Raw genomic sequence first — 22492 nt, 5'->3', positions numbered from 1 at the left:
TTTTCACAACCCCGCCAAAAACCCCGAAATCGCCGGCCCGAAGCGCTCGATATCGACCAGGAAGGCGTCGTGGCCCTGCGGTGAATCCAATGGCAGGAAGGTCGCTTCGGCGCCGCCGGCGCGCAGGCCGTCGGCGACCTGCTCCTGCTGCTGCAATGGGAACAGGATGTCGGTGCGTACGCCGATCGCCAGCGCTTTTTCCAGCTTGATCCGCGCGAGGCCCGCCATGACATCGCCCTGGCCGTATTCGGCGACATCGAACCAGTCCATCGAGCGCGACAGATACAGGTAGCAGTTGGGATCGAACTGATGCACGAAGCGGCGCGCGTGGCCTTCGAGGTAACGCTCGACTTCAAACTCGAGACCGAATGGATCGTCTTCACGACATTCGCTGTCGAAACGCACGCGGCCGAAACGGCCATCCCATTCCATCGCCGAGCGATACGTCACCACGCCGAGTTTGCGCGCCATGCGCATGCCGTTTTCCGGATAGTTGCTGTCGTCGTATTCGCCCTGATCCCAGTTCGGATCAAGCCGGATCGCTTCGCGTTGCAGCGAGCGGATCGCGATCGAAAACGGCAACGCGCGTGCGCTGCCGGAAACATTGATATGCGAGCGCGCGCAGCCCGGGTGCTGCAGCAGATACGCCAGTGCGCTCATGCCGCCCATCGAGTTGCCGATCACGCAGGCGAGGCGTTCGATGCCGAGCGCACGCACCACTTCGAACGCGGCGTTGGCGATGTCTTCGATCGACAGTTCCGGAAACGACAGGCGATAGGTTTCATTGCTCGCCGGGTCGGCCGCGGCCGGGCCGGTCGAGCCTTTGCAGCTGCCCAGCGAGTTGACGCAGATGACATGCCAGCGATCGCTATCGATGGGTTTCCCCGGCCCGAGCATCGCCTCCCACCAGCCCGCTTCGGCGTTGCCTTCGTTGGCGGCAGCATGCGCGTTCGGCGACAGTCCGGTGAGGATCAGGATCGCGTTGTCGCGCGCGGCGTTGAGCGTCCCCCAGGTTTCGAAGGCGACGCGTGCGCCGTGCAATGCGCCACCACGCTTGATCGCGAACGGCGAGGGCAGGGCCATGAAGCGCGTGCCGGCGGGAATGAATTCGCTCATGGGATCGCTCGCGAGAGGGTCAGGGTACTGCTTGCGGAGTCGCCAATCTTGACGCGCACAGGCTCGCTTTCGATATCACCGCTGCCGGGCAGGGCGTTGCCGGATTTCGACAGGCGTGCCATCACCAGCACGGTTTGCTGCGAGGAGAGTTTCGCGGCCGGCATCGGGCTGTCGGCATCGCTGAGACTCAGCGTCACCGGCAATTGCGCGAGCGTGATCTTCTTCGCTGCCAGCGGCGGGCCACTGCCGTCGACACTGCGCGCGAACACGAAGACGGTATCGCCGGGCTTGGCTTGGGCGCGCAAGGCCGGGCTGATGTCCAACGTGATTGCAAGTGTTGGGCCGACGATCGCGGCGGCCTCCGGCAATGGCGGCATGCCGGCGTCGGCGCGGGCAGCGTCGATCTGTTCGCGCAGCGTGCCCGCGGTTTCGCTGGCGAGCGTCGGCAGAATTCGCTCCCAAAGTGCTGCAGCTTCCGCCGGCTGGTTCGATTGCCGGCGATGCATGCCGAGGAAGAACAGGCCGCGCTGCGAATCCGGCTGTTTGGCGACGGCCGCTTCCAGCAGCGCGACGGCCGGTGGCGGAAAACGGTGATCGGGCGCCGCGCGCATCTGCGCCTCGGCGTATTCCAGCGACAGTTCGACGTCGTCCGATTGCAGCGCGAACGCCCTGGCGTAGGCATCGCGGGCGAGATCGAATTTTTCCAGCGTCATTTCGGTGCGGGCGAGCAGCGTCCAGCCTTCGACATCGTCGGGCTCGCGATCCAGACGCCGCTGTAATTGCCGAATGGCTTCATCGACGGTGGTCGGCTGCGCGAGATTGCGCGGATCAAGCGCATCGCGATCGCCCTTGAGCAGATACAGGCTGCCGGCAGCGAGCGGAACGAGCAAGGCGAGCCCGATCGCGAGCTGACGCGACTGCCGCCACAGCGGCACGATCACGAAAGCGACCGCGACCAACACCAGCAGCGCGGCGCACAGATAAAAACCAGTCATCACCACTCCTGCGAATCTTCGGCGGGCGGCGCGACCGGCGCCGCTGCGCTGCGTCTGCGCACGATGACCGCAATCACCACCGCGCCGATCAGCACCAGCGCACCGGGGCCGAACCACAGCAGCCAGGTCATTGGCTTGATCTCGGGTTTGTAGAGCACGAAATCGGTATAGCGCACGACCAGGAACTGCTTGATCTGATCGTCGCTGCGGCCGTCGCGCATCAACTGCAGCACTTCCTTGCGCAGGTCGTGGGCGATCATGGCGTTGGAATCGGCCAGCGACTGGTTCTGGCACATCACGCAGCGCAGCTCCGAAACGAGGCTGCGATAACGCTGTTCTTCCGCCGCGCTCTGGAATGTCGGCGGCGGCTCCGCGGCGAGCATCGGCGGCTTTGCCGCCTGCAGGCCCGGCGATGCCAGCAACAGCAGCAGCGTCAGCAGCAAGGGTTTCATCGCGTCACCGCCATCGCTGCGAGCAGGGGCTCGATCTGCGTGCGAACGATGTCGTCGTCGATAGGGCCGACGCTTTTCCAGCGCACGATGCCCTGGCTGTCGACCAGAAAACTTTCCGGCGCGCCGTAGATACCCCAGTCGAGCGCGGCGCGGCCGTCCTCGTCGGCGAGGACGATCGCATACGGATTGCCGAATTCATCCAGCCAGCGCTGCGCGTCTTCCGGCGCATCCTTGTAGTTGTAACCGACGATGCGCAATTTTCCGCGGCGTGCGAGCGCGCTGATCACCGGATGCTCGACGCGGCAGTTCGGGCACCAGCTGCCCCAGACGTTGAGCAGGTAGGGCGTGCCGCGCAGTTCGCGATCGCTGATTTTCTTCGTCGGATCGCCGAGCACCGGTAGCGAAAAAGCTGGCACGGATTTCCCGATCAATGGCGAAGGGATCGCGCTGGTGTCCTTGCCGGAATTCATGCGTATGCCGACGAACAAGAGTCCGGCAAGCAACACGAAAGCGAACAGTGGCAGCAGGCGGCGGATCATGTCGAGGCCTCGCCGACCGCACGCCGGAAGCGTTTGTCGAAAGCAACGGTGAAGCCGCCCAGCGCCATCATCAGCGCGCCGAACCAGATCCAGCGCACGAACGGCTTCACGTGCAACCGCAGCGCCCAGCTGCCTTGATCGTCGAGCGAATCGCCGAGCGCGACATAGAGATCGCGGCCAGGGCCACCGTCGATCGCGGCTTCGGTAAGGATGCTGCCGCCGCTGGCGTAGGCGCGTTTTTCCGGGTGCAGCACGACCACGTCCTTGCCGTTGCGCGTGACCAACAGCGTGCCGCGATCAGCCTGGTAGTTCGGGCCCTGGCTGCGTTCAACACCATCGAAACGAAAATCGTAGCCGCGCAGCGAGAAACTCTGTCCCGGTTTTGCGGCGACGTCTTTTTCGATGCTCATGCTCTCGGTCATCAGCACGCCGAAGAAAAACACCGCCACTCCGGAATGCGCCAGGCACATGCCGATCATTTCCGCAGTGAAGCGACCCTTGCCCTGTACGAAACGCTGGCGCACGAAGCGCAGCGTACCCAGCAGCAACCAGGCGCCGACGATGTAGGCGGCAATGGTTTTCCAGCCCGCGTTCGCGCTGGTGAAAAAGGCGATGGCCGCGATCAGCAGCGCGATGCCCGCCCAGGGCGCGAGCATGCGCAGTGGTGTGCTCGCCTGTTCGCGCTGCCAGCGCGTCAGTGGCCCGAATGGCAGCAGCAACACCAGCGGCGCCATCAGCAGCGTGAACAACAATCCAAAATACGGTGGGCCGACGGAAATCTTGCCGAGATCCAATGCTTCGGCAAGCAGCGGATACAGCGTGCCGAGCAACACCATCGCGGCCGCTGCGGTCAGCAGCAGGTTGTTTCCCAGCAAAAATGTTTCGCGCGAGAATGCGGCGAATGGCTGGCCCTGTTCTTCGCGCGGCGCGCGCAGGGCATACAGCAGCAGCGATCCGCCGATCACCAGACCCAGGAAGATCAGGATGAACAGGCCGCGTTTCGGATCGGAAGCGAAGGCGTGTACCGAGGTCAGCACGCCCGAGCGCACGAGGAAGGTGCCGAGCAGCGACAGAGAAAATGCCGCGATCGCCAACAGCAGCGTCCAGCCGCGGAAGCTGTCGCGTTTTTCCGTGACTGCCTGCGAGTGGATCAGCGCGGCGCCGACCAGCCAGGGCATGAAGCTGGCGTTCTCGACCGGATCCCAGAACCACCAGCCGCCCCAGCCCAATTCGTAATACGCCCACCAGCTGCCGAGCGCGATGCCCAATGTGAGGAAGGCCCAGGCGACGTTCGTCCATGGACGCGACCAACGCACCCATTGCGCATCGACCTTGCCGCCGATCAATGCCGCGACCGCGAACGCGAACGCGACCGCGAAGCCGACATAACCAGTGTAGAGAACCGGAGGATGGATGATCAGCCCCGGGTCCTGCAGCAGCGGATTGAGATCGCGACCTTCCACCGCCGCCGGCAACAGCCGCGCGAATGGATTGGAAGTGAAGATCAGGAAGGCAAGAAAACCGAAACTCACCCAACCCATCACCGCCAGCACGCGCGCGAGCACCGGCATCGGCAGCGATTTCGAGAACGTCGCGACGGCGCCGATCCACAAGCCGAGGATCAGCACCCACAACAGCAGAGAGCCTTCATGCGCGCCCCAGACTGCCGGCACCTGGTACATCAGCGGCAGCAGGCTGTTGGAATTGCTGGCGACGTAGGCGACGGAAAAATCGTGCACGAGAAACGCGTGCGTCAACACGGCGTAGGCGATCGCGATGAACAGCAATTGCCCGTAAGCCAGCGGCCGCGCGGTCGCCATCAGAGCCGCGTGCTCGCGTTGTGCGCCCAGCATCGGCAGCACGCCGAGCAGGAAGGCAAGCAGCAGCGCGAGGATCAGCGCGACGTGGCCGAGTTCGGGCAGCACTCAGCGCGCCCCGCAGCTTTTCGTGTGCATCGCGATGCCCTTGGCCATGGCGTCGGCGACTTCCTTGGGCATATAGGTTTCATCGTGCTTGGCGAGAACTTCCTCGGCGACGAAGGTGTCGCCTTGCATGCGCCCAGTGGCGATCACGCTGGTGCCTTCCTTGAACATGTCGGGCAGGATCTTCTCGAAATGCACCGGCACCTGGCGGACGCGATCGGTGACGGCGAAATTCACCGCCAGCGTGCCCGATGTGCGCTGCACGCTGCCTTCGCAGACCACGCCGCCAAGACGGAAGCGCGCGGCCGGCACTTTGCCGGTCTTCACTTCGGTGGGCGTGTGCAGGTAGGTGAGATTTTCCTGCAGCGCCTTGGTGATCAGGGTCGCGGCCGCGGCGGCGGCGAGCAGCAGCAGCGCGAGCAGCCAGAGCCGGCGTTTGCGGATCGGATTCATGCGGTGGTTCCGTTCGCGGATTTCTTCGCGGCCTCGCGACGCAGGCGCGCGGCAATCGCTTTTTTCGTCTGCGCAAAACGCACGCGCGGCACGACGTAATCCCAGGCGAGCACGACGGCGAACACCGAATAGGCGACCTTGATGTAATCGAAATGATTCATTGCGTCGCTCCGTACGCGCTGCGCGCCCAATCCTTGTTTGCCTCGTGCTCGAGATTGGTCGCGCGTGCGCGCTGCAGCAGCGAACCGACGAACCAGGCCTTGGTGCCGATCACCGTGGCGATCAGCGGCCACATCATGCTGCTGTCCATCTTCGACGGCCCGAGCAGACGGATCGTCTCGCCCTGGTGCAGCGTGTTCCACCAGTCCACCGCGTAGTGAACGATAGGAACGTTGACCAGGCCGATGATGGCGAGGAAACACGCGGCGCGCGCAGCGGCGCGGCGATCCTCGATGGCACTGTTGAGGCCGATCACGCCGATGTACAGGAAAAGCATCACCAGTTCCGAGGTCAGGCGCGCGTCCCAGCTCCACCAGGTGCCCCAGGTCGGTTTGCCCCAGATCGATCCGGTCGCGAGCGTGATCACGGTGAAGGCGGCACCGATCGGCGCGCAGGACATCGCCAGGATTTCGCAGATCTTGATGCGCCATACCAGCGCGATCACGGCCTGGATCGCCATCGCGATGAAGATGAACAGGCTCATCCACGCGCTGGGGACGTGGATGTAGAGAATGCGGAAGTTTTCGCCCTGGTTGACGTCGGGCGGCACCGAGAACAGCGCGCCGTAAATGCCGACCGCAAGCGCGACGAACGCAGTCGCGAAAGCCCAGGGAGCCCAGCGCGCGGCGTAGCGGTCGAAATTCGCCGGCGAGCCGGTCTGGTGAAACCACAGCAGAAAGCGATTCACGGGGACGATCAGCTCAAGGCAATGCGAAGGGCGGTGGCGGCGGCGAGGGGAGCGAGCACGAGCGCCAGAACCAGGCCGGCAGCGAGCAGGTAGATCGCGCCGATCCAGGAGGACAGGCCTTGGTCAGCGGCGACCACCGCACCGGCGCCGAACACCAGCACCGGCACATAGAGCGGCAGCGCCAAAACCGCCAAAAGGATACCAGAGCGGCGTATTCCGACGGTGAGTGCCGCCACCATCGCGCCGATCAGACTGAGCAGGGGCGTACCCAGCGCCAGCGATAGCATCAACGGCGTCAGCAGCCGGCCCGGCAGGAACAGCAGTTCCGCGAACACCGGCGTCAGCAGTAGCAACGGCAGCGCGGTCACCGCCCAATGCACCAGCACGCGCATCGCGATCAGCCAAGCCAACGGTGCTGGACTGAGCAGGAGTTGTTCAAGGCTGCCGTCGTCGACATCGCTGCGGAACAACACGTCGAGCGTGAGCAGGCCCGCAAGCAGGATCGCGACCCACAACACGCCCGGTGCGATCCGCGCGAGTTGCTCGTGCTCGCCACCCAGTGCCAGCGGAAACAGCGCGATTACCATCACCGCGAAAAGAACCGGCTGCAGCGCATCGCCACGCCGACGCCAGACCAGGCGCAGATCGCGCTGGATCTGCGCACGACCGGCGGCGAGCAGACCGGGCGCGCTCATGCGCGCAACTCGAGCGTGTGCATCGGCACCGGCGGCGGTGCATAGGCGCCATGCGTGGTCAGCAACACTGCGCCACCCGCATTCACGTGATCGCCGATCTGACGATTGACCAGCGCGATGCCGTCGCGATCGAGATTGGCATAGGGCTCATCGAGCAACCATAGGGGCGCGGCGGAAAGACGCAGGCGCGCGAGCGCGAGACGTTTGTTCTGGCCCGCGGACAATCGTCGCGCCTGTTGTTGTTCGAAACCGGCGAGCCCGACGTCGGTGAGGGCCGCTTCCGGAGCCAATGCGGAAGCATGCAGCGCGGCAGTGAACTGCAGGTTTTCCAGCGCGCTCAGATCCGCCTTGTGGCCGGGCAGGTGACCAAGGAAAGCCGTGCCCTGCACAAGATGCTGTTGATCCACGGACCGACCCTGGAAATGCACTTCACCCTGGCTGGCCGGCAACAGTCCCGCCAGCACGCGCAACAAAGTGGTCTTGCCTGCGCCGTTGCCGCCCAGCACCTGGATCGCGGTGCCGGCAGCGAGTGTGAAGTCCAGGGGGCCGAAGATCGGTTCCTCGTTGCGCGAGAAGCACAGGCCGCGGCATTCGAGCAGCGGCGCGGGGTCGGAGGCGGGGGAGTTCATGGGCGTCGCATGCTACCGACTTGCGTGAATTGATGTCCATGAATGGGTACAAGCAGCGCCGGAAAATCAGCGGCCTGCCGCACTTTCACCCATTTGTGCATTGCACCAAGATGGCCCGGTTCGCAAGGGCCGGGCGTGTCATATTCTTTACACGGTTCAGCAAAACGACAGGAAGCTTGTGTTGAGGCGGGGTCTGCATAGAGAATTGGGCGGTTACCAACCGCGGATAACCAACACATGCGTGTTTCACCATTGATGTTTGCGATCACCCTGGCGATCGGCCTGCCGGTCAGCCACCCAGCAGAAGCGGCAAGACAGCAGGACGCTCCCGACAAGAAGCAGGTTTTCCGCGCTGACCAGCGCCACACCTTCATCATCGTCTTCAACGAGCAGCCGCTTGCGACGTTCTCCGGCTTCAGCCGCACCGACAGCACGCATCCGCATCTGGCCGCGACCAGCCCGGTCGTCACCGGTGCACAGAAGCTCAATGTGCAAAGCGTCGAAGCGAAGGCCTATCGCGGATATCTCGCGGGCGTCCGCAACACGCGTCTGAACGATGCCGCCGTCAAGCTGGGTCGTCCGCTGGCGCCGACTTTCATCTATGACGTGACCACCAATGGTGTCGCACTGGAACTGACCAATGCCGAAGCTGACGCGCTGCGCGCGATGCCCGGCATCCGGTATGTGCATGCTGATTTCGTCCGCTATCCGCTGACCGATCGTGGTCCGAAATGGATCAAGGCCAACACCATCTGGGATGGAACCGCCAATGGCGGCGTCGCCAAGAAGGGCGAGGGCGTGGTGATCGGCGATATCGACACCGGCATCAACCGCACGCACGACTCCTTCAAGACCATCGGACCCGCCGACGGCTACACCAATGTCAACGTGCGCGGCACCACCTATGGCCTGTGTGCCCCCGGCACCGGCAATCCCAGCCTTTGCACGGCCAAGCTGATCGGCATCTATGACATGACCACGGGTTCGGCCAGTCACGAAGCCGACGACGGCTCGGACAACTTCGACCCGGCCGGCAACGCCACATCCGGCGGCGGCACCTGTTGGATTCCCGATCCGAACGGCGGCGCCGGCTTCGTCAACGAATGCGTTGGCCATGGCACGCACACCGCCAGCACCACTTCCGGCAACTTCGTCAACATCACCGTCACCGCTGGCAGCATCAGCAGTGCTGTGCAGATGTCCGGCGTCGCTCCGCACGCGAACCTGATTACCTACAAGGCCTGCGAAGCGCAGTCGAGCTGCCAGGGCACGTGGCTGCTGGCGGCAATCCAGCAGGCAGTGGTCGACCAGGTCGACGTGATCAACTTCTCGATCGGCGGCGGTGCTTCCGATCCGTGGTCCACCCTGGCCAGTGGCGCGACCGACGATTCCGAAGCCTTCCTCAATGCCCGCGCTGCGGGTGTGACGATCGCTGCAGCTGCCGGCAACGACGGTCCGGATCCGGGCACGCTCGGCAACCCGGCGAATTCGCCCTGGGTGCTTGCCGTTGCTGCAGCCACGCACGATCGTGCGGTCGCCAATCGCCTGATCAACATGACCGGCGGCACCACCCCGCCTCCGGGCGGCGGCATCCTGATCGGCTCCGGCGATACCAGTTCGCCGACCAGCACCACATCGCTGCCTATCGTCATGTCCGACGTGCCCCTGTGCGCCACGGACGCCGCCGGTACCAAGCCGCCGTCCTGGGGTCCGACCCAGTGGACCGGCAAGATCGTGGTCTGCACCCGCGGTACCTCCCCCCGCGTCGCCAAGAGCGCCAACGTCGCCGCCGGCGGCGGTGCCGGCATGGTGTTGATCAATGACATCGCCAGCGGCACGGCCACGGTGGCCGACAATCACGCGGTCCCCGCCACCCATCTGAACTATGTCGATGGCCAGGCGCTGGCCACCTGGTTGGCTGGCGATACCGGTCACACGGCTCATGCGACCCTCGAAGGCACCAGCATCAGCAGCATCGCGGCGTTCGGCGATCGCCTCGCGGACTTCAGCGGTCGCGGCCCGGTCATTCCCACGGGCGTGATCAAGCCGGACGTCACTGCGCCGGGCGTCAACATCATCGCCGCAGGCCACAATACGACGCAAAGCAATTGCGCTGCGGGCCCGACCAGCTGCTACAACTACCTGAGCGGCACCTCGATGGCGACGCCGCATGTCGCTGGCTCGCTGGCACTGCTCAAGTCGGCGCATCCGACCTGGGGTCCGAGCCAGCTGACCTCGGCGATCATGCTCACCGCGCGTGCTTCGGTGCTTGATACCGATGGCACTTTGGCCACGCCGCACGAGCAGGGCTCGGGCATGGTCGATCTGTCCAAGGCAGTCAACGCCGGTCTTTACCTCGCGATCAACGATGCGAATTTCCGCGCCGTCAACGCGACCAATGCGCATACTCTGAACATCCCCAGCCTCGGTCAGGACAATTGCGTCGGCACGTGTTCGCTGACGCGCACCTTCACCGACATGATCGGTGGCGGTTCCTGGGCGGTCTCGTCGAGCATGCCGACCGGCAGTTCGATGACGCCGTCGCTGGCCAGCTTCACGGTCGGCAATGCGGCCAGCCAGGCGCTGACGTTCAACTTCAGCATCACCGATGGTGCGTTGCTCAATACCTGGGTCTACGGCAGCGTGACGCTGACCGACACCACGGGTAGCGGCCGTCCCAGCCTGACCTTGCCGGTGGCATTGTTCGCATCGGCGGGTACCTTCGCGCCGATCACCAAGAGCAACGTCGACCTCGAGCGCGGCTTCACCGATGTCCCGATGTCGGGACTGGTCGGTCTGAGCAATCCGCGTTTCGTTGCCACCAACCTCGTCAAGCCCACGCAGGTTTCGCCGAGCCTGGCGATCGATACCAGCAACGCCGATCCGTTCAACGGCCAATGTGCTTCTGCTTGCATCGACGGCCGCCTGTTCACCATTCCGGCCAGCCCGGTCGGTGGTCCGGTGACGTATCACATCCATGCCGACATCAACTCGGCGACGGGTGGCGACAACGACCTGTATGTGGGTCTCGACGCCAACAACGACGGCCTCGCCACCGCGGCCGAGATCGTCTGTTCCTCCGCGAACAACGGCTCCAACGAAGTCTGCGATTTCGACGTCGCCACGACGGCATCGGTGCAGCAGTTCTGGATCATCACGCAGCGTTACGCCGGCGGTAGCGGTGGTTCGCAGCCGGTGAACCTGACCTACTACGCGGCACCGATCAACGCTGCCAGCGATGGCACGCTGGTTGCCACGGGTCCGGGCCACACCGCTGCCAACGACGCCTTCAACCTGCGTCTGATCTGGGACGACCCGAGCTTCCTGCCGGGCGAAACCCGCGTCGGTTACGTGCAGTTGCAGGCGGTTGCCGGCACCACGGTCGCGCGCATTCCGGTGAAGCTGACCCGCACCGCCGTCGCCGGCGTGGCTCCGTTCGCCCTCTCGAATGGTGTCGGCCGCAAGGTCACCTTGCCGGCAGCGGCAGGTTCGGCGCAGGACAAGCTGTACTTCGATGTCCCTCCGGGCACGACTTCGGCGACGTTCACCACCACGGCCAGCACGGGTAATTACGACCTGTATCTGGCGCGCGTGGCTTCGCCGACCTTCCCGAACATCGATCCGGCTCCGGCGCGCGGTTCGGCAACGAACACTGCAGTCACTGGCAGCGGCAACGAGACCGTGACGATCTCCAACCCGACGCCGGGTCGCTGGTATGTCACGCCGGTCAACAGTTCCGGCGCGATCGCCTCGGCAACGGTGACGGCGAACATCACCAACGCCGGTGCGCCGACGCTCAAGACCGGTCACTACTTCGATGCAGGTCGTCCGGGCCCGGGCATCTTCATCGACACCGTCGCCTCTGGCGCGCAGTGGGTGGTGGTCTGGTACGCCTTCCTCGAAGACGGTACGCCGACCTGGTACTACGCCCAGGCTGCGGCTCCGACTGCTGCCGGCGTGTGGCGTTCGGATCTGGCGCGCGTCGCCTGGAACGGCAGCACCACTTCGCTGAGCGATGTCGGCGAAATGACCATCACCGTCACCGGTATCGAAAGCGCGACCGTCAGCTACAACATCGACGGCAAGAGTGGTTCGGAATCGATTGCCCGCCTGGGTACCGGGAGCTGCCCGCTCAATGGTGCGCAGGCGATGGATATTTCCGGTCACTGGTTCTCGCCGAGCAAGTCCGGTTTCGGTTACAGCTACCAGACCGTCGGCACGCAGGAAATCATGGTTCCGTACCTCTTCGACGGCCTGGGTTTCCCGCGTTGGCTCTTTGGTCAAAAGGCATTCGACGGCGCCGTTGACACGTTCCAGTTCGGTCAGGCCACGGGTTTCTGCCCGACCTGCACTGATACCGGTCGTACCTTCGTGCTTGGCGGTACTGGTACGCGCACCTTCACCGGCAACGCGATCTCCAACATGTCGCTCAACGCGACGCTGGTCAGCCCGGCCTCCGGCGTGTGGAGCGAGAATCGCGCCACCTCGCGTCTGTCGGATCCGAAGAACTGCCAGTAACAAGATCGTTTCAGCAACAATCCGGCGCGGGGCCAGCAATGGCCCCGCGTTTTTTTTGCTCGGCTATACGTCCGGCCGCAAATCCGGATAATCGAAATCCGCAACCCTGCCGCAGCCGCCAAGGCCCCGACCTTCATGCAGATCGAAAGCAAATTGCCGAAAGTCGGCACCACCATCTTCACCGTGATGTCGCAGTTGGCGATGGAGCGCGGTGCGGTCAACCTGGGTCAGGGCTTTCCGGATTTCGCAGTGCCGGATTTTCTCGTCGCCGAACTCACCCGCGCGATGCACGACGGCCGCAACCAGTACGCGCCGATGAGCGGGGTGCCGGCGCTGCGCCAGGCGATCGCGGCAAAAACAGCGCGCTGTTACGGCCGCGTCGTCGATGCCGACAGCGAAATCACCGTGACCAGCGGCGCCAGCGAGGCCATTTTCGATGCCGTGCTGGCACTCGTGCATGCCGGCGACGAGGTGATCGTCCTCGACCCGTGCTACGACTGCTACGAACCGGCGATCGATCTCGCCGGCGCACGCGCGGTGCATGTGGCGCTGGATCCGGTCGATTTCTCCGTCGATTGGCAGAAAGTCCGCGACGCGATCAGCAAGCGCACTCGCATGATCTTCATCAACACGCCGCACAATCCTTCCGGTGCGATGCTCGACAGCAAGGACCTGACGACGCTGGCGGAACTCCTGCGCGGCACCGATATCATCGTGCTCGCCGATGAAGTCTACGAACACATCATTTTCGACGGACGCCGCCACGAAAGCGTGCTGCGTTATCCGGAACTCGCTGAACGCAGCGTCGTCGTGTCCTCGTTCGGCAAGACCTATCACTGCACCGGTTGGAAAATCGGCTACTGCATCGCGCCACCGGCGCTGACCGCGGAATTGCGCAAGGTCCATCAATACAACACGTTCTGCAGCTTCGCCCCGGCGCAGTGGGCGTTCGCCGCGATGATCGAGAAACATCCGGACCATTACGAAGGGCTTGGAAAGTTCTACGAGGAAAAACGCGACCATTTCGCGCAGCAGCTGGCCACGACGCGGCTCCGGACCTTGCCGGTGCCGGGCGGTTATTTCCAGCTCGTCGATTATTCGGCGATCAGCGATTTGCCGGATGCGGAATTCTGTCGCTGGCTGACCATCGAGAAAGGCGTCGCGGCGATTCCGCTGTCGCCGTTCTACGAAACGCCACCGGCCGGCCAGCGCCTGGCGCGGCTGTGTTTCGCCAAGAGCCAGTCGACGCTCGATGCCGCCATCGAACGGTTGCAGAAGGCATGAGCCTGCCCGACCTGCGCGTCAGCCTGGTGCAGGCCGACACAATCTGGCACGACCCGGAAGGCAATCGCGCGCTTTACGCCGGGATGATGGCGCCACTCGCCGGCGCGACTGACCTGATCGTCCTGCCGGAAACTTTCACGTCGGGTTTCAGCAACGATGCGATCGCCAACGCCGAAGACATGAATGGCGCGACGGTTGCCTGGATCCGCGAACAAGCCGCGAGTCTGGGCGCGGTGGTCACCGGCAGCGTGCAGATCCGCGATGGCGACGGCGTGCACAACCGCCTGCTCTGGGCGACGCCCGAAGGCGGCCTGCAGCACTACGACAAGCGCCATCTTTTTCGCATGGCTAACGAACACCAGCGCTATGCCGCCGGGCATGATCGCCTGATCTGCGACCTCAAGGGCTGGCGGGTGTGTCCGCTGGTTTGCTATGACCTGCGCTTCCCGGTGTTCATCCGCAATCGTTTCGATGCTGATTGCGCCGGTCATTTCGACTACGACCTGCTGCTGTTCGTCGCCAACTGGCCCAGTCCGCGCCGCAACGCCTGGCGCACGTTGCTGCGCGCGCGCGCGATGGAAAACCTCTGCTATGTTGCCGCGGTCAATCGCGTCGGCCGTGACGGCAATGGCCATGATTACAGCGGCGACAGTGTGTTGCTCGACTTCATCGGCGAGCCCATCACCGAGTGTGGAGCGGAGCCACAGGTCGTCACCAGCGTGTTTGGCGCGACGGCATTGGCGGCCTATCGCGAGCGCTTCCCGGCGCAGCGCGATGCCGACAGATTCCAGTTGCTGGACTGATGTTCCGGCACGCGAGCTGGTTTCTGCGACCATCACCGGCGCCAGGAATCTGCTTCCGTTCAGTTGAATCGGCCAGCCGCGACAGGCGTATGATCGCCCCACGCTGACCTGAAACACGCCAAAAACCCGTATTCATCGGCACGACTCGTCAAGCTCGATCACGCTGGAGAACCCCATGAAAAGCCGTTTCCTGATCGCCAACCTCTTTCTCGCCGCCGCCCTGTTTCCGTTCGCAGCGTTCGCCAAGGAACCCGCCGGCAAGCCGACCATCGCCGTCGCGGAATTCAAGAACGAGTCCAACGCCGGCTGGTGGGGCAGCTCGGTAGGCCGGGATCTCGCCGGCATGCTCAGCAACGAACTTTCCAATACCGGCTCTTTCCGCGTCGTCGAACGTCAGAAGGTGCAGGCCGTACTGGAAGAACAAAACCTCATGGCCTCGGGCCGCGCGAAATTGAGTGACGCCGCGCAGATGGGCAAGCTGGCCGGCGCGCAATACCTGGTGATGGGTACGGTCACTTCGTACGAGGAAGACACCAAACACAACAGCAGCGGACTGAGCTTCGGTGGCGTCTCGCTCGGCGGTAACTCGCAGACGGCGTACATCGCGATCGACATCCGTGTTGTCGATACCACTACTGGCGACATCGCATATTCGCGCACCATCGAAGGCACCTCGAAGGGCGGCGGCATGAAGCTGGGATTCAACAAGTTCGGCGTTGGCGGCGACCTGGCGAATCAGGAAAACAAGCCAGCCGGCAAAGCGATCCGCGCGGCGGTCGTATTGATCAGCGACTACCTGGATTGCGTGATGGTCGAACAGGACAGCTGCCGCTCCAAGTTCGATGCGCAGGAACAGCGTCGTCGCGAGCACACCAGCAATTCGATCAAGCTCGACTGAGTCCCACCGACAATCCCCACGTTGCAGAAAGGCCGGCGCAAGCCGGCCTTTCTTTTGCGCGACGAAAAATCAGCGCCCGAGATCGGCCAGTGCCGTAGCCTCGCGGACCGTGCCGCGATCGGTCTTGCCTTCGACCACGCCGTTGCCGACGTTGAGAATGCCGGGGAAATCCAGGGCGTCGCCGGCACCTTCGGCATCATTGTCCTGCAACTGCAGGCCATCGATGCGCAGGCTGCCGAAGTTCAGCACGCCGCCGGCCGTGGCCTGGCCGGGATATTTCGTCGATGCGCGATTGTCGTGGATCGAGGTGCCATCGAGCTCGATGTCGCCATAGTTGAGCACGGTGCCGGCATCGCGTTGCGCGATCGAAATCGTGTTGTAGGCGATTTCGCTGTTGCGGGCATCGAGCCGGCCGTGATTGAGCACGATCGCCGAGATGCGCGAGCCGGTGCTGTCGGTAACGCGAACTTCATTCAGATGCAGCGTGCCGAAGTTGCGGATCGCGCCGTCGCTGCCTTCTGCCAGGCTGAGTTTGTCCAGCGTCAGCTGCGAGCCCTTTTCGACTTGCAGCAATGCGAGTTTTTCGCCGCTGTAGCCGCGGATCTCCGAGCCATCGCCTTCGATGACCAGATCGCTGCGGACCGTCGGAAGCAACAGCCCCGGTTCGGCGGATTCCGACAGCACGTAAAGACCGCGATGCGCGAGCCGGATCACGTGTGGCCCGGGCGTGGTATTGGCGGCGCGGATCGCGGCGAGCAGGCCGCGGACGTCATGGTCGGCAACATCGACCTGCCGGCTGCAGCCGGCGAGAAAAAACATCCCCATCAATAGCGAAACGGTCTTGAAATCGTGCATGGCCAGGTCCCCGTGTTGGATGCGCCTTGACCATCACAAACTTCGCTAGAGCATGGGCTCAGTGCCGCAGATCTTCTTCCGGAATGCCTGACAGCTCACGGTTTGCCCGAGGTCAGAGACGAAAAACCCGCCAGCAGGCGGGTTTTCGTTGGCATCGTTGCGGCAATCAATCGTCCGAGGGAAGACCATCGGGACGCTTGCGGAACGGCGGGCGCGGGCCGGCGTGTTTCGGACCGCGGTTGCCGTCCGGAGCTGCGCCTTGCGGCCGCGGGCCGCGATTGCCGTATGGGCTGTCGCCCTGCGGACGCGGACCACGATCACCGGCAGGTTTCGGACCACGCGCCTGGTAGGGGCCGTTGCCTTGCGGGCGCGGACCGCGGTCGCCAGCGGGCTTCGGGCCACGCGGCGCATACGGAGCATTACCCTGCGGACGCGGACCACGATCGCCGGCGGGTTTCGGACCACGTGCCTGATACGGGCCATCACCCTGCGGACGCGGACCACGCGGTGCGTACGGACGATCACCCTGCGGACGCGGACCTCGTTCGCCGAAAGGTTTCGGACCGCGATCGCTACGCGGCGGCGCGACCTTCGAACCGGTTTCCACACCATCGGGCACATACCAGCTGCGGAACTCGGCGGGATTGTGATCGTGATGACCACCCTGCGGGCTCGAGGAATGCGGCTTGCCCTTGTTGAAACCGCCGGGACCATTGGCGCGCGGGCCGCGATCGTTGAACGGACGCTCGCCCTGCGGACGCGGCGGGCGATCGCCATAAGGCTTGGGCGCGCGCGGCGGACCGCGATCATCGACGCGATTGCCGAAGTTGTCGTCGCGCGGGCCGGCGGCGCCAAACGGCTTCTTGCCTTTGAATGCTGGTTTTCCGCCGCCCGGTGCGCGTGGCCCGTGCGTGCGTGCGCCGTGCGGTGCATCGGCGCCCATCGGACCACTGAACGGCTTGCCGCCCGGCTTGCCCTTGTAACCGCCGCCGGGTTTGCCGCGACCGGGGCCTGCGCCCGGGCGACCGCGACCGCGCGGCTTGTCTTCGCGCACGTGATCGAAGCGACGCAACTCGCGTGCCTCGTCGTTGACGTGGCCGTTGACGTAACCGGCTTGCGCACGATCCTTGCCAACGCGGATTTCGGTCGGGCGCGATTTGCGCTGGCCGATCACCGGTTGCAGGGTCAGCACCGGCGCATTGTTTTCCAGCGCGAAATGCTTGCGCAGCGCATCGACTTTTTCCTGCGGCAATTCGCTGGCCTGGCCGCGCTTGAGCAGGCGGGGCAGGGTGATGTCGCCGTAGCGCACGCGCTTGAGGCGGCTGACCTGGTAACCCTGCGACTCCCACAGGCGACGCACTTCGCGGTTGCGGCCTTCGGCGACCACGACCTGGAACCAGGCATGCGAATCGCTGGAACCGATGCGCTCGATGCTCTCGAATTTCGCCGGGCCGTCTTCCAGCGCCACGCCGCGCGCGAGACGGTCGACGATGTTGTCGGGCACTTCGCCATGGATGCGGCAGACGTATTCGCGTTCGATTGCGTTCGACGGATGCATCAGCGCATTGGCGAGCTCGCCGTCGGTGGTCAGCAGCAGCAGGCCGGTGGTGTTGATGTCGAGGCGGCCGACGGCGATCCAGCGCGCGCCCTTGAGGCGCGGCAGCGAATCGAAAATGGTCGGGCGGCCTTCGGGATCTTCGCGCGTGGTGACTTCGCCTTCGGGCTTGTTGTAGATCAGCACGCTCGCCGGTTCGGTCAGTGCGCTGGCGACGAAGGTCTTGCCGTCGATGTCGATGCGGTCGCCACTGCCGACCGACTGGCCGGTCTGCGCGACCTCGCCATTGACCTTGACCAGGCCCTGGGCGATGCGTTCTTCGAGTGCGCGGCGCGAGCCGAGGCCGGCCTGCGCGAGCACCTTGTGCAGGCGCTCCTCGATGCGTGCGGTGTTGTCGTCGCTGCCCTTGAGTTTCAGGGAAAGGACTTTCTTTTCTTTGGTGTCGCTCATTTGCGTAGCTCCGGCGCGGCGGTGTCGCCGGCCTGTTCGTTCGTGTCGGCGGTCGTCGTCTCGACGATGCGGTCAGCGGTGGGGTGGGGGTTGGAATCCGTCGCGGATTCGTCGTTGGAATTTTCCATGCCTGTTTCGGAAGACGCGTCGGCTTCGTGGCCAGCGCTTTCATCGTGATCGGAATCGATATCGGCATCGGCGCTGAAATCGATCGCGTCGAAATCGATCATCGCTGCAGCAGCCACGCCGGGCGGTGCGATGTCGAATGGCAGCTGCGGCTCGAGTTCGGGGATGTCCTTGAGCTCGGCCAGTGGCGGCAATTCGTCGAGGCTCTTGAGGCCGAAGTAATCGAGGAAGGTGCGCGTGGTGCCGAACAGCTCCGGACGGCCCGGGACATCGCGATGGCCGACCGAACGGATCCACTCGCGTTCCTCGAGCATCTTGATCATGTTGGCGTTCACGCCGACGCCGCGGATCTGTTCGATCTCGCCGCGGGTGATCGGCTGGCGATAGGCGATCAGCGCCAGGGTTTCGAGCGTGGCGCGGGTGTATTTGGTCTGACGTTCGGTCCACAGGCGCGCGACGTAGGGATGCACGTCGGCTTTCACCTGGAAGCGGTAGCCGGAGGCGACCTCGACGAGTTCGACGCCGCGGCCGGCGCAGTCTTCGCGCAAGTCGTCGATGGCCTGCTTGATCTCGCTCGGCGGCACCGGCTGGTCGTCGGGGAAAAGAGCGGAAAGCTGGGTCAGCGACTGCGGCTGCGGCGCCGCCATCAGCGCCGCTTCGACGATGCGCTTCACCAACAGATTGAAATCGGGGTCTAGATCCATGTTCTCGACTGCGTTCGTGGGGTTCAGGCGTTGCCGCCATCCGAGGTGGGGTCGGGCAGTTGCGCATCGTTGGCGGCATCGCCTTCGAGCGCTGCCAGCGATTTGATGTAGATCGGCGCCAGAGCGCTTTCCTGGACGATCTCGAGCAGTTGTTCTTTGGCCAGTTCGAGGATCGACAGGAAAGTCACCACGACCCCGAGCCGGCCTTCTTCGGCATTGAACAGCGACTCGAAAGCGTGGAAGCCGCCGCCAGCGAGCTTGCCCAGCACCTCGCCCATGCGCTGGCGCACCGACAGGGCTTCACGCTTGATCGCATGGTGGGTGTAAAGGTCGGCGCGCTTGAGCACGTCACGCAATGCCAGCAGCATTTCCCGCAGGTCGACCGGTGGCGGCTCTTTCGGGATGGCGCGATCCGGCACGAAGGCTGCGACGGTACTGGTGTCGCGATCGAGACGGTCGAGCTGGTCGAGATCTTCGGCGGCTTTCTTGAAGCGTTCGTATTCCTGCAGGCGACGCACCAGTTCGGCGCGCGGGTCGGACTCGAGGCCTTCTTCCGAGGGCGGCCGCGGCAGCAGCATGCGCGATTTGATCTCGGCAAGGATCGCGGCCATCACCAGGTATTCGGCGGCGAGTTCGAAGCGCAGGTCCTGCATCACGTCGATGTAGTCGACGTATTGGCGGGTGATTTCGGCGACCGGGATATCGAGGATTTCCAGGTTTTGCCGGCGGATCAGATAGAGCAGCAGGTCGAGCGGGCCTTCGAAGGCCTCGAGGATGACTTCCAGCGCGTCCGGCGGGATGTACAGGTCCTGCGGCATCTGCAGGACCGGCTGGCCCTTGTAGACGGCCAGCGGCATTTCCTGCTGCTGCGGAGATAGCGGCGGCTGATGCGCTGGCAAATCTGTTTCGGGCGCGATGGGCGCGGGGTCGTGGGTCATCAGTGCTTCGAATGCGGGAGGGGCTCGGGTTCGAGCGGGCCTGTCGGGCCAGGTGGATCTCGCGACAGCGGTTGCGGTTACAGCGTCACCGGGTGGAAACCCTGGCGTACGACGGTGGGCTCATCGCCCGTGCAGTCCACCACGCTGGTCGGTCCCGGTTCGCAGTCTTCTGCGTCCAACATGACATCGACCCAGCGCAGGCACCGCTCCGCCACCGATTCGGCCTCATGGCTGGCGAGGTCGTCCTCGTCCGGCAACACCAGGCTGGTGGATAACAGCGGTTCTCCCATCGCCTCCAGCAAAGCCTTGACGACCACATGGTCGGGCAGGCGAATGCCGATGTCGCGGCGTTTGCTGCGGCCGCTGTTCTTCAGGCGTTTGGGTAATTCCGGTGAGGCCGGAAGAATGAAAGTACAGGGACCGGGGGTCAGCGATCGCAGGAGCCGGAAGGCCGGATCGTCGAGCCGGGCCAGACGGCCGGCCTCACTAATCTGGCGACAGAGTAAGGTGAAAGGATGCTTGCTGTCCAGTTGTCGCAGCCGCTGGACCCGGTTCTCGGCCTCGGTACCGTTCAGAGCCCAGACCAACGCGTAGCCGGCATCGGTGGGACAAAGGCCCAGTCCGCCGGCCTTGAGGACATCGGCTGCTTTTTGGATCAGGCGATCCTGCGGGTTGATGGGGTGGACGTGGAGGCGTTCGGTCATCCCGCTATGATGCCGTAACCTTCGCCCTTGGCCATGGCTCGTCGCAGCATTGACGGCAGGCATTTGATTCCGACTCCGCCAACGATGCGCATTCCGATCCTCACCTATCACGCCGGCAATGTTGCCGGCAGCGATTATTCCGGCAACGACCACGTCGCGCTCGCGACGGACCTGGCGATGTTCTCGCGCCTGGGTTGGCGTGTCGTGCCGTTGCAGTGGGTAGTCGATCAACGCCTCGGCCGCACCGATCGCGATCTGCATCGTTGCCTGGCCCTGACCTGCGATGACGGCACCGATCTGGATTTCCGCGATGTCGACTATCCGCAAATCGGAACGCAACGCGGGTTCCTCAACATCTTGCGGGATGCGCAGGCGACGGCGGCTGGCACGCAACCCGATCTGCACATGAGCACCTTCGTGATCGCCGATCCGCTGGCGCGTACACGCATGGATCGCGACTGTCTGCATGACCTGGGCTGGATGAACGAGGATTGGTGGGCGCCGGCAGCGCAGGGCGGCCTGCTGGGCATCGAATGCCACAGCTGGGATCACAATCATCCGGTGATGGCTGGCGACGATCCCGCTGGACTGATCCGCGGCGATTTCCACCAGATCGCCTCGCCGCAGCTGGCGCAGCGACAGATCGACCAGGCGCTGGACTACATCAACAAACGGATCGCGCCACGGCGCTGCCGTTTTTTTGCTTATCCCTATGGTCATGCCAGCGAATTCCTGGCAGGCGACTACCTGCCGGCGAACGGCGCGCGGCTCGGGCTCGATGCCGCGTTCGGCGTCGGCGCGGAACCGGTCACCGGAACCAGTACGGTCTGGAATCTTCCGCGCTACGTCTGCGGCCCGGATTGGAAATCACCGGACGGGCTACGGCTGATTCTCGACGAGTGCGGTCAGCGCTGAAGTACCAATCAGAAAGGACCGATCGCGTGCGCCTGCGCGATCAGCTCTGCCCGCATTTGCGCTGAAACCGTGTCCTTGAAAATCGCCAGCAGATGCGGATGCGGTGTCCTGCTGAATCCGGCCGCCAGATCGATACGCTCTGCCAGCGCATCGCCGCAGTAGCCGAAAATCGCCAGGTAGCGATCGCTGAAATGGCCGATGGCCCAGGAAAGCATGTGGCGATACAGGCCGCCGGCTTCGTGGACCGCGCTGCGCGCATCAGCATCGAGTTGGCGCAGGGCGCGATTGTCTACGCAGGCGCCGCCGCCCAGCAGAAAATCTCCGGAGGCAGTGCCGTGAACGTAGGCCGCCGGCAGCCATTCGCCGTCACGGCCCCGGCACCACGCAACGATATGGTGGGGAAAAGAGGGGATCGCTTCGCGATAACGGTGCTGGAACATCGCGGCAGCAATGCCTGCATCTTCGACTTCCCGGACGCGCACGTGCTCTTCGATCGCCATCGCCAGCCCGGATTCCGATTGCATTACGCGCCGTATCAACGGCCGGCTTTGCGACGCTCGCGCGCGATCAGGAAATCCACCGTCGCGAGCATGCCCTCGGCGCCGCGATCGGTGGTTTCCTTTAGGCGGTACTTGCCGGCGACGATGATGGTCGGCGTGCCGTCGACGGCGCCGGCGATCGCGAACTGGCGGGCCGTATTGAGTTTGGCGCTGACTTCGTAGCCGCGCATGGTCGAGAAGAACTTGTCGCGGTCGACGCCGAATTTGCCGTAGGCATCGGCGATCTGTTCAAGGCTGGCGTTCGCCGCGAGGCTATGATCGACGAAGATCGCGTTGAACACCGCATCGTGCGTCTTCTCCTGCACGCCCAACATCTGCGCGGCATAGAAGGCGCGGGCGAAATTGTCCCAGGGGTTGCCGAACGCCGCCGGTACGTATTCGTAGCGCACATCGGCCGGGAGTTTTTTCTTCCAGGCGTCCACATACGGCTGGAAATGCGCGCAATGGATGCAGACGTAGCCGAAAACCTCGGCG

The 22492-nt window shown here is 64.2% G+C and carries 22 protein-coding genes; 5 read left to right on the top strand and 17 right to left on the bottom strand.

Annotation, left to right across the window (positions count from 1 at the left end):
• Positions 1 to 3 precede the first annotated feature (3 nt).
• Genes metX through ccmA form a run of 10 tightly spaced genes read right to left on the bottom strand, consistent with a single transcriptional unit; the run spans position 4 to position 7708 of the window.
• Positions 4 to 1116, bottom strand: coding sequence for a homoserine O-acetyltransferase MetX (metX, locus tag VKM35_RS05485; protein ID WP_324319184.1), 1113 nt, complete (start codon positions 1114 to 1116; stop codon positions 4 to 6).
• On the bottom strand, positions 1113 to 2111 hold the full coding sequence (locus VKM35_RS05480) for a c-type cytochrome biogenesis protein CcmI/CycH (protein WP_324319182.1): 999 nt from the start codon (positions 2109 to 2111) through the stop codon (positions 1113 to 1115). Before VKM35_RS05480 ends, metX begins: the two co-directional genes overlap by 4 nt.
• Complete coding sequence (locus VKM35_RS05475) at positions 2111 to 2563, bottom strand: cytochrome c-type biogenesis protein (RefSeq protein ID WP_324319179.1); 453 nt, start codon at positions 2561 to 2563, stop codon at positions 2111 to 2113. Before VKM35_RS05475 ends, VKM35_RS05480 begins: the two co-directional genes overlap by 1 nt.
• Positions 2560 to 3102, bottom strand: coding sequence for a DsbE family thiol:disulfide interchange protein (locus VKM35_RS05470; RefSeq protein WP_324319177.1), 543 nt, complete (start codon positions 3100 to 3102; stop codon positions 2560 to 2562). Before VKM35_RS05470 ends, VKM35_RS05475 begins: the two co-directional genes overlap by 4 nt.
• Positions 3099 to 5027 carry a heme lyase CcmF/NrfE family subunit gene (locus VKM35_RS05465; RefSeq protein WP_324319175.1) on the bottom strand — a complete coding sequence of 643 codons (1929 nt, stop codon included), beginning with the start codon at positions 5025 to 5027 and terminating at the stop codon, positions 3099 to 3101. Before VKM35_RS05465 ends, VKM35_RS05470 begins: the two co-directional genes overlap by 4 nt.
• Positions 5028 to 5477 carry a cytochrome c maturation protein CcmE gene (gene ccmE / locus VKM35_RS05460; RefSeq protein ID WP_324319173.1) on the bottom strand — a complete coding sequence of 150 codons (450 nt, stop codon included), beginning with the start codon at positions 5475 to 5477 and terminating at the stop codon, positions 5028 to 5030.
• On the bottom strand, positions 5474 to 5638 hold the full coding sequence (locus VKM35_RS05455) for a heme exporter protein CcmD (protein ID WP_324319171.1): 165 nt from the start codon (positions 5636 to 5638) through the stop codon (positions 5474 to 5476). The genes ccmE and VKM35_RS05455 overlap by 4 nt, the downstream gene beginning before the upstream one ends.
• The gene (gene ccmC, locus VKM35_RS05450; RefSeq protein WP_324319168.1) at positions 5635 to 6384 is read right to left on the bottom strand and encodes a heme ABC transporter permease CcmC; all 750 of its coding nucleotides are present in this window, start codon (positions 6382 to 6384) and stop codon (positions 5635 to 5637) included. The genes VKM35_RS05455 and ccmC overlap by 4 nt, the downstream gene beginning before the upstream one ends.
• An 8-nt stretch (positions 6385 to 6392) precedes the next feature.
• Complete coding sequence (gene ccmB / locus VKM35_RS05445) at positions 6393 to 7079, bottom strand: heme exporter protein CcmB (protein WP_324319166.1); 687 nt, start codon at positions 7077 to 7079, stop codon at positions 6393 to 6395.
• The gene (gene ccmA / locus VKM35_RS05440; protein ID WP_324319164.1) at positions 7076 to 7708 is read right to left on the bottom strand and encodes a heme ABC exporter ATP-binding protein CcmA; all 633 of its coding nucleotides are present in this window, start codon (positions 7706 to 7708) and stop codon (positions 7076 to 7078) included. Before ccmA ends, ccmB begins: the two co-directional genes overlap by 4 nt.
• A 237-nt stretch (positions 7709 to 7945) precedes the next feature.
• On the opposite strand from ccmA, the gene VKM35_RS05435 reads away from it, so the two are divergent.
• The 4 genes from VKM35_RS05435 (at position 7946) to VKM35_RS05420 (ending at position 15211) form a co-directional block, all read left to right on the top strand.
• A complete protein-coding gene (locus VKM35_RS05435) occupies positions 7946 to 12226 on the top strand; it encodes a S8 family serine peptidase (protein ID WP_324319162.1) in 4281 nt (1426 codons plus the stop codon).
• Between the two features lie 135 nt (positions 12227 to 12361).
• Positions 12362 to 13510: a pyridoxal phosphate-dependent aminotransferase gene (locus VKM35_RS05430; RefSeq protein ID WP_324319160.1), complete on the top strand. Its 1149-nt coding sequence runs from the start codon at positions 12362 to 12364 to the stop codon at positions 13508 to 13510.
• Complete coding sequence (locus VKM35_RS05425; protein WP_324319158.1) at positions 13507 to 14313, top strand: amidohydrolase; 807 nt, start codon at positions 13507 to 13509, stop codon at positions 14311 to 14313. Before VKM35_RS05430 ends, VKM35_RS05425 begins: the two co-directional genes overlap by 4 nt.
• 175 nt (positions 14314 to 14488) lie before the next feature.
• On the top strand, positions 14489 to 15211 hold the full coding sequence (locus VKM35_RS05420; protein WP_324319156.1) for a CsgG/HfaB family protein: 723 nt from the start codon (positions 14489 to 14491) through the stop codon (positions 15209 to 15211).
• Between the two features lie 69 nt (positions 15212 to 15280).
• On the opposite strand, the gene VKM35_RS05415 is transcribed toward VKM35_RS05420, so the two are convergent.
• From VKM35_RS05415 to VKM35_RS05395, 5 genes are all read right to left on the bottom strand, one after another.
• Entirely contained in the window at positions 15281 to 16066 is a 786-nt protein-coding gene (locus VKM35_RS05415; protein WP_324319154.1) for a hypothetical protein, read from the bottom strand.
• A gap of 166 nt (positions 16067 to 16232) precedes the next feature.
• Positions 16233 to 18071, bottom strand: a complete 1839-nt coding sequence (gene rluB / locus VKM35_RS05410) for a 23S rRNA pseudouridine(2605) synthase RluB (protein ID WP_324319152.1) — start codon at positions 18069 to 18071, stop codon at positions 16233 to 16235.
• The gene (gene scpB / locus VKM35_RS05405) at positions 18068 to 18901 is read right to left on the bottom strand and encodes an SMC-Scp complex subunit ScpB (RefSeq protein ID WP_414636568.1); all 834 of its coding nucleotides are present in this window, start codon (positions 18899 to 18901) and stop codon (positions 18068 to 18070) included. Before scpB ends, rluB begins: the two co-directional genes overlap by 4 nt.
• A 23-nt stretch (positions 18902 to 18924) precedes the next feature.
• Entirely contained in the window at positions 18925 to 19839 is a 915-nt protein-coding gene (locus tag VKM35_RS05400; RefSeq protein ID WP_414636567.1) for a segregation and condensation protein A, read from the bottom strand.
• 77 nt (positions 19840 to 19916) lie between these two features.
• Complete coding sequence (locus VKM35_RS05395) at positions 19917 to 20543, bottom strand: L-threonylcarbamoyladenylate synthase (RefSeq protein WP_324319150.1); 627 nt, start codon at positions 20541 to 20543, stop codon at positions 19917 to 19919.
• An 84-nt stretch (positions 20544 to 20627) separates the two neighbouring features.
• On the opposite strand from VKM35_RS05395, the gene VKM35_RS05390 reads away from it, so the two are divergent.
• A complete protein-coding gene (locus VKM35_RS05390; RefSeq protein WP_324319148.1) occupies positions 20628 to 21458 on the top strand; it encodes a polysaccharide deacetylase family protein in 831 nt (276 codons plus the stop codon).
• An 8-nt stretch (positions 21459 to 21466) separates the two neighbouring features.
• Here the strand turns inward: VKM35_RS05390 and VKM35_RS05385 are convergent, their stop codons facing one another.
• Both VKM35_RS05385 and VKM35_RS05380 read right to left on the bottom strand, forming a co-directional pair.
• A complete protein-coding gene (locus VKM35_RS05385; RefSeq protein ID WP_324319146.1) occupies positions 21467 to 21958 on the bottom strand; it encodes a hypothetical protein in 492 nt (163 codons plus the stop codon).
• 35 nt (positions 21959 to 21993) lie between these two features.
• A partial coding sequence (locus tag VKM35_RS05380) for a thiol:disulfide interchange protein DsbA/DsbL (protein WP_324319144.1) occupies positions 21994 to 22492 on the bottom strand: 499 nt, incomplete at its 5' end.

The sequence above is a fragment of the Arenimonas sp. genome, from assembly GCF_035312645.1.
Classification (GTDB): Bacteria; Pseudomonadota; Gammaproteobacteria; order Xanthomonadales; family Xanthomonadaceae; genus Arenimonas.
Note: the sequence above shows the minus strand (reverse complement) of the source record. Positions and strands in the feature narration are given on the sequence as shown.

Excerpts from the sequence above, each read along its gene's own strand:
- metX (WP_324319184.1), bottom strand. The coding sequence starts at position 1,116 with ATGAGCGAATTCATTCCCGCCGGCACGCGCTTCATGGCCCTGCCCTCG.
- VKM35_RS05480 (WP_324319182.1), bottom strand. The coding sequence starts at position 2,111 with ATGACTGGTTTTTATCTGTGCGCCGCGCTGCTGGTGTTGGTCGCGGTC.
- VKM35_RS05475 (WP_324319179.1), bottom strand. The coding sequence starts at position 2,563 with ATGAAACCCTTGCTGCTGACGCTGCTGCTGTTGCTGGCATCGCCGGGC.
- VKM35_RS05470 (WP_324319177.1), bottom strand. The coding sequence starts at position 3,102 with ATGATCCGCCGCCTGCTGCCACTGTTCGCTTTCGTGTTGCTTGCCGGA.
- ccmE (WP_324319173.1), bottom strand. The coding sequence starts at position 5,477 with ATGAATCCGATCCGCAAACGCCGGCTCTGGCTGCTCGCGCTGCTGCTG.
- VKM35_RS05455 (WP_324319171.1), bottom strand. The coding sequence starts at position 5,638 with ATGAATCATTTCGATTACATCAAGGTCGCCTATTCGGTGTTCGCCGTC.
- ccmB (WP_324319166.1), bottom strand. The coding sequence starts at position 7,079 with ATGAGCGCGCCCGGTCTGCTCGCCGCCGGTCGTGCGCAGATCCAGCGC.
- ccmA (WP_324319164.1), bottom strand. The coding sequence starts at position 7,708 with ATGAACTCCCCCGCCTCCGACCCCGCGCCGCTGCTCGAATGCCGCGGC.
- VKM35_RS05435 (WP_324319162.1), top strand. The coding sequence starts at position 7,946 with ATGCGTGTTTCACCATTGATGTTTGCGATCACCCTGGCGATCGGCCTG.
- VKM35_RS05430 (WP_324319160.1), top strand. The coding sequence starts at position 12,362 with ATGCAGATCGAAAGCAAATTGCCGAAAGTCGGCACCACCATCTTCACC.
- VKM35_RS05425 (WP_324319158.1), top strand. The coding sequence starts at position 13,507 with ATGAGCCTGCCCGACCTGCGCGTCAGCCTGGTGCAGGCCGACACAATC.
- VKM35_RS05420 (WP_324319156.1), top strand. The coding sequence starts at position 14,489 with ATGAAAAGCCGTTTCCTGATCGCCAACCTCTTTCTCGCCGCCGCCCTG.
- VKM35_RS05415 (WP_324319154.1), bottom strand. The coding sequence starts at position 16,066 with ATGCACGATTTCAAGACCGTTTCGCTATTGATGGGGATGTTTTTTCTC.
- rluB (WP_324319152.1), bottom strand. The coding sequence starts at position 18,071 with ATGAGCGACACCAAAGAAAAGAAAGTCCTTTCCCTGAAACTCAAGGGC.
- scpB (WP_414636568.1), bottom strand. The coding sequence starts at position 18,901 with ATGGATCTAGACCCCGATTTCAATCTGTTGGTGAAGCGCATCGTCGAA.
- VKM35_RS05400 (WP_414636567.1), bottom strand. The coding sequence starts at position 19,839 with ATGACCCACGACCCCGCGCCCATCGCGCCCGAAACAGATTTGCCAGCG.
- VKM35_RS05395 (WP_324319150.1), bottom strand. The coding sequence starts at position 20,543 with ATGACCGAACGCCTCCACGTCCACCCCATCAACCCGCAGGATCGCCTG.
- VKM35_RS05390 (WP_324319148.1), top strand. The coding sequence starts at position 20,628 with ATGCGCATTCCGATCCTCACCTATCACGCCGGCAATGTTGCCGGCAGC.
- VKM35_RS05385 (WP_324319146.1), bottom strand. The coding sequence starts at position 21,958 with ATGGCGATCGAAGAGCACGTGCGCGTCCGGGAAGTCGAAGATGCAGGC.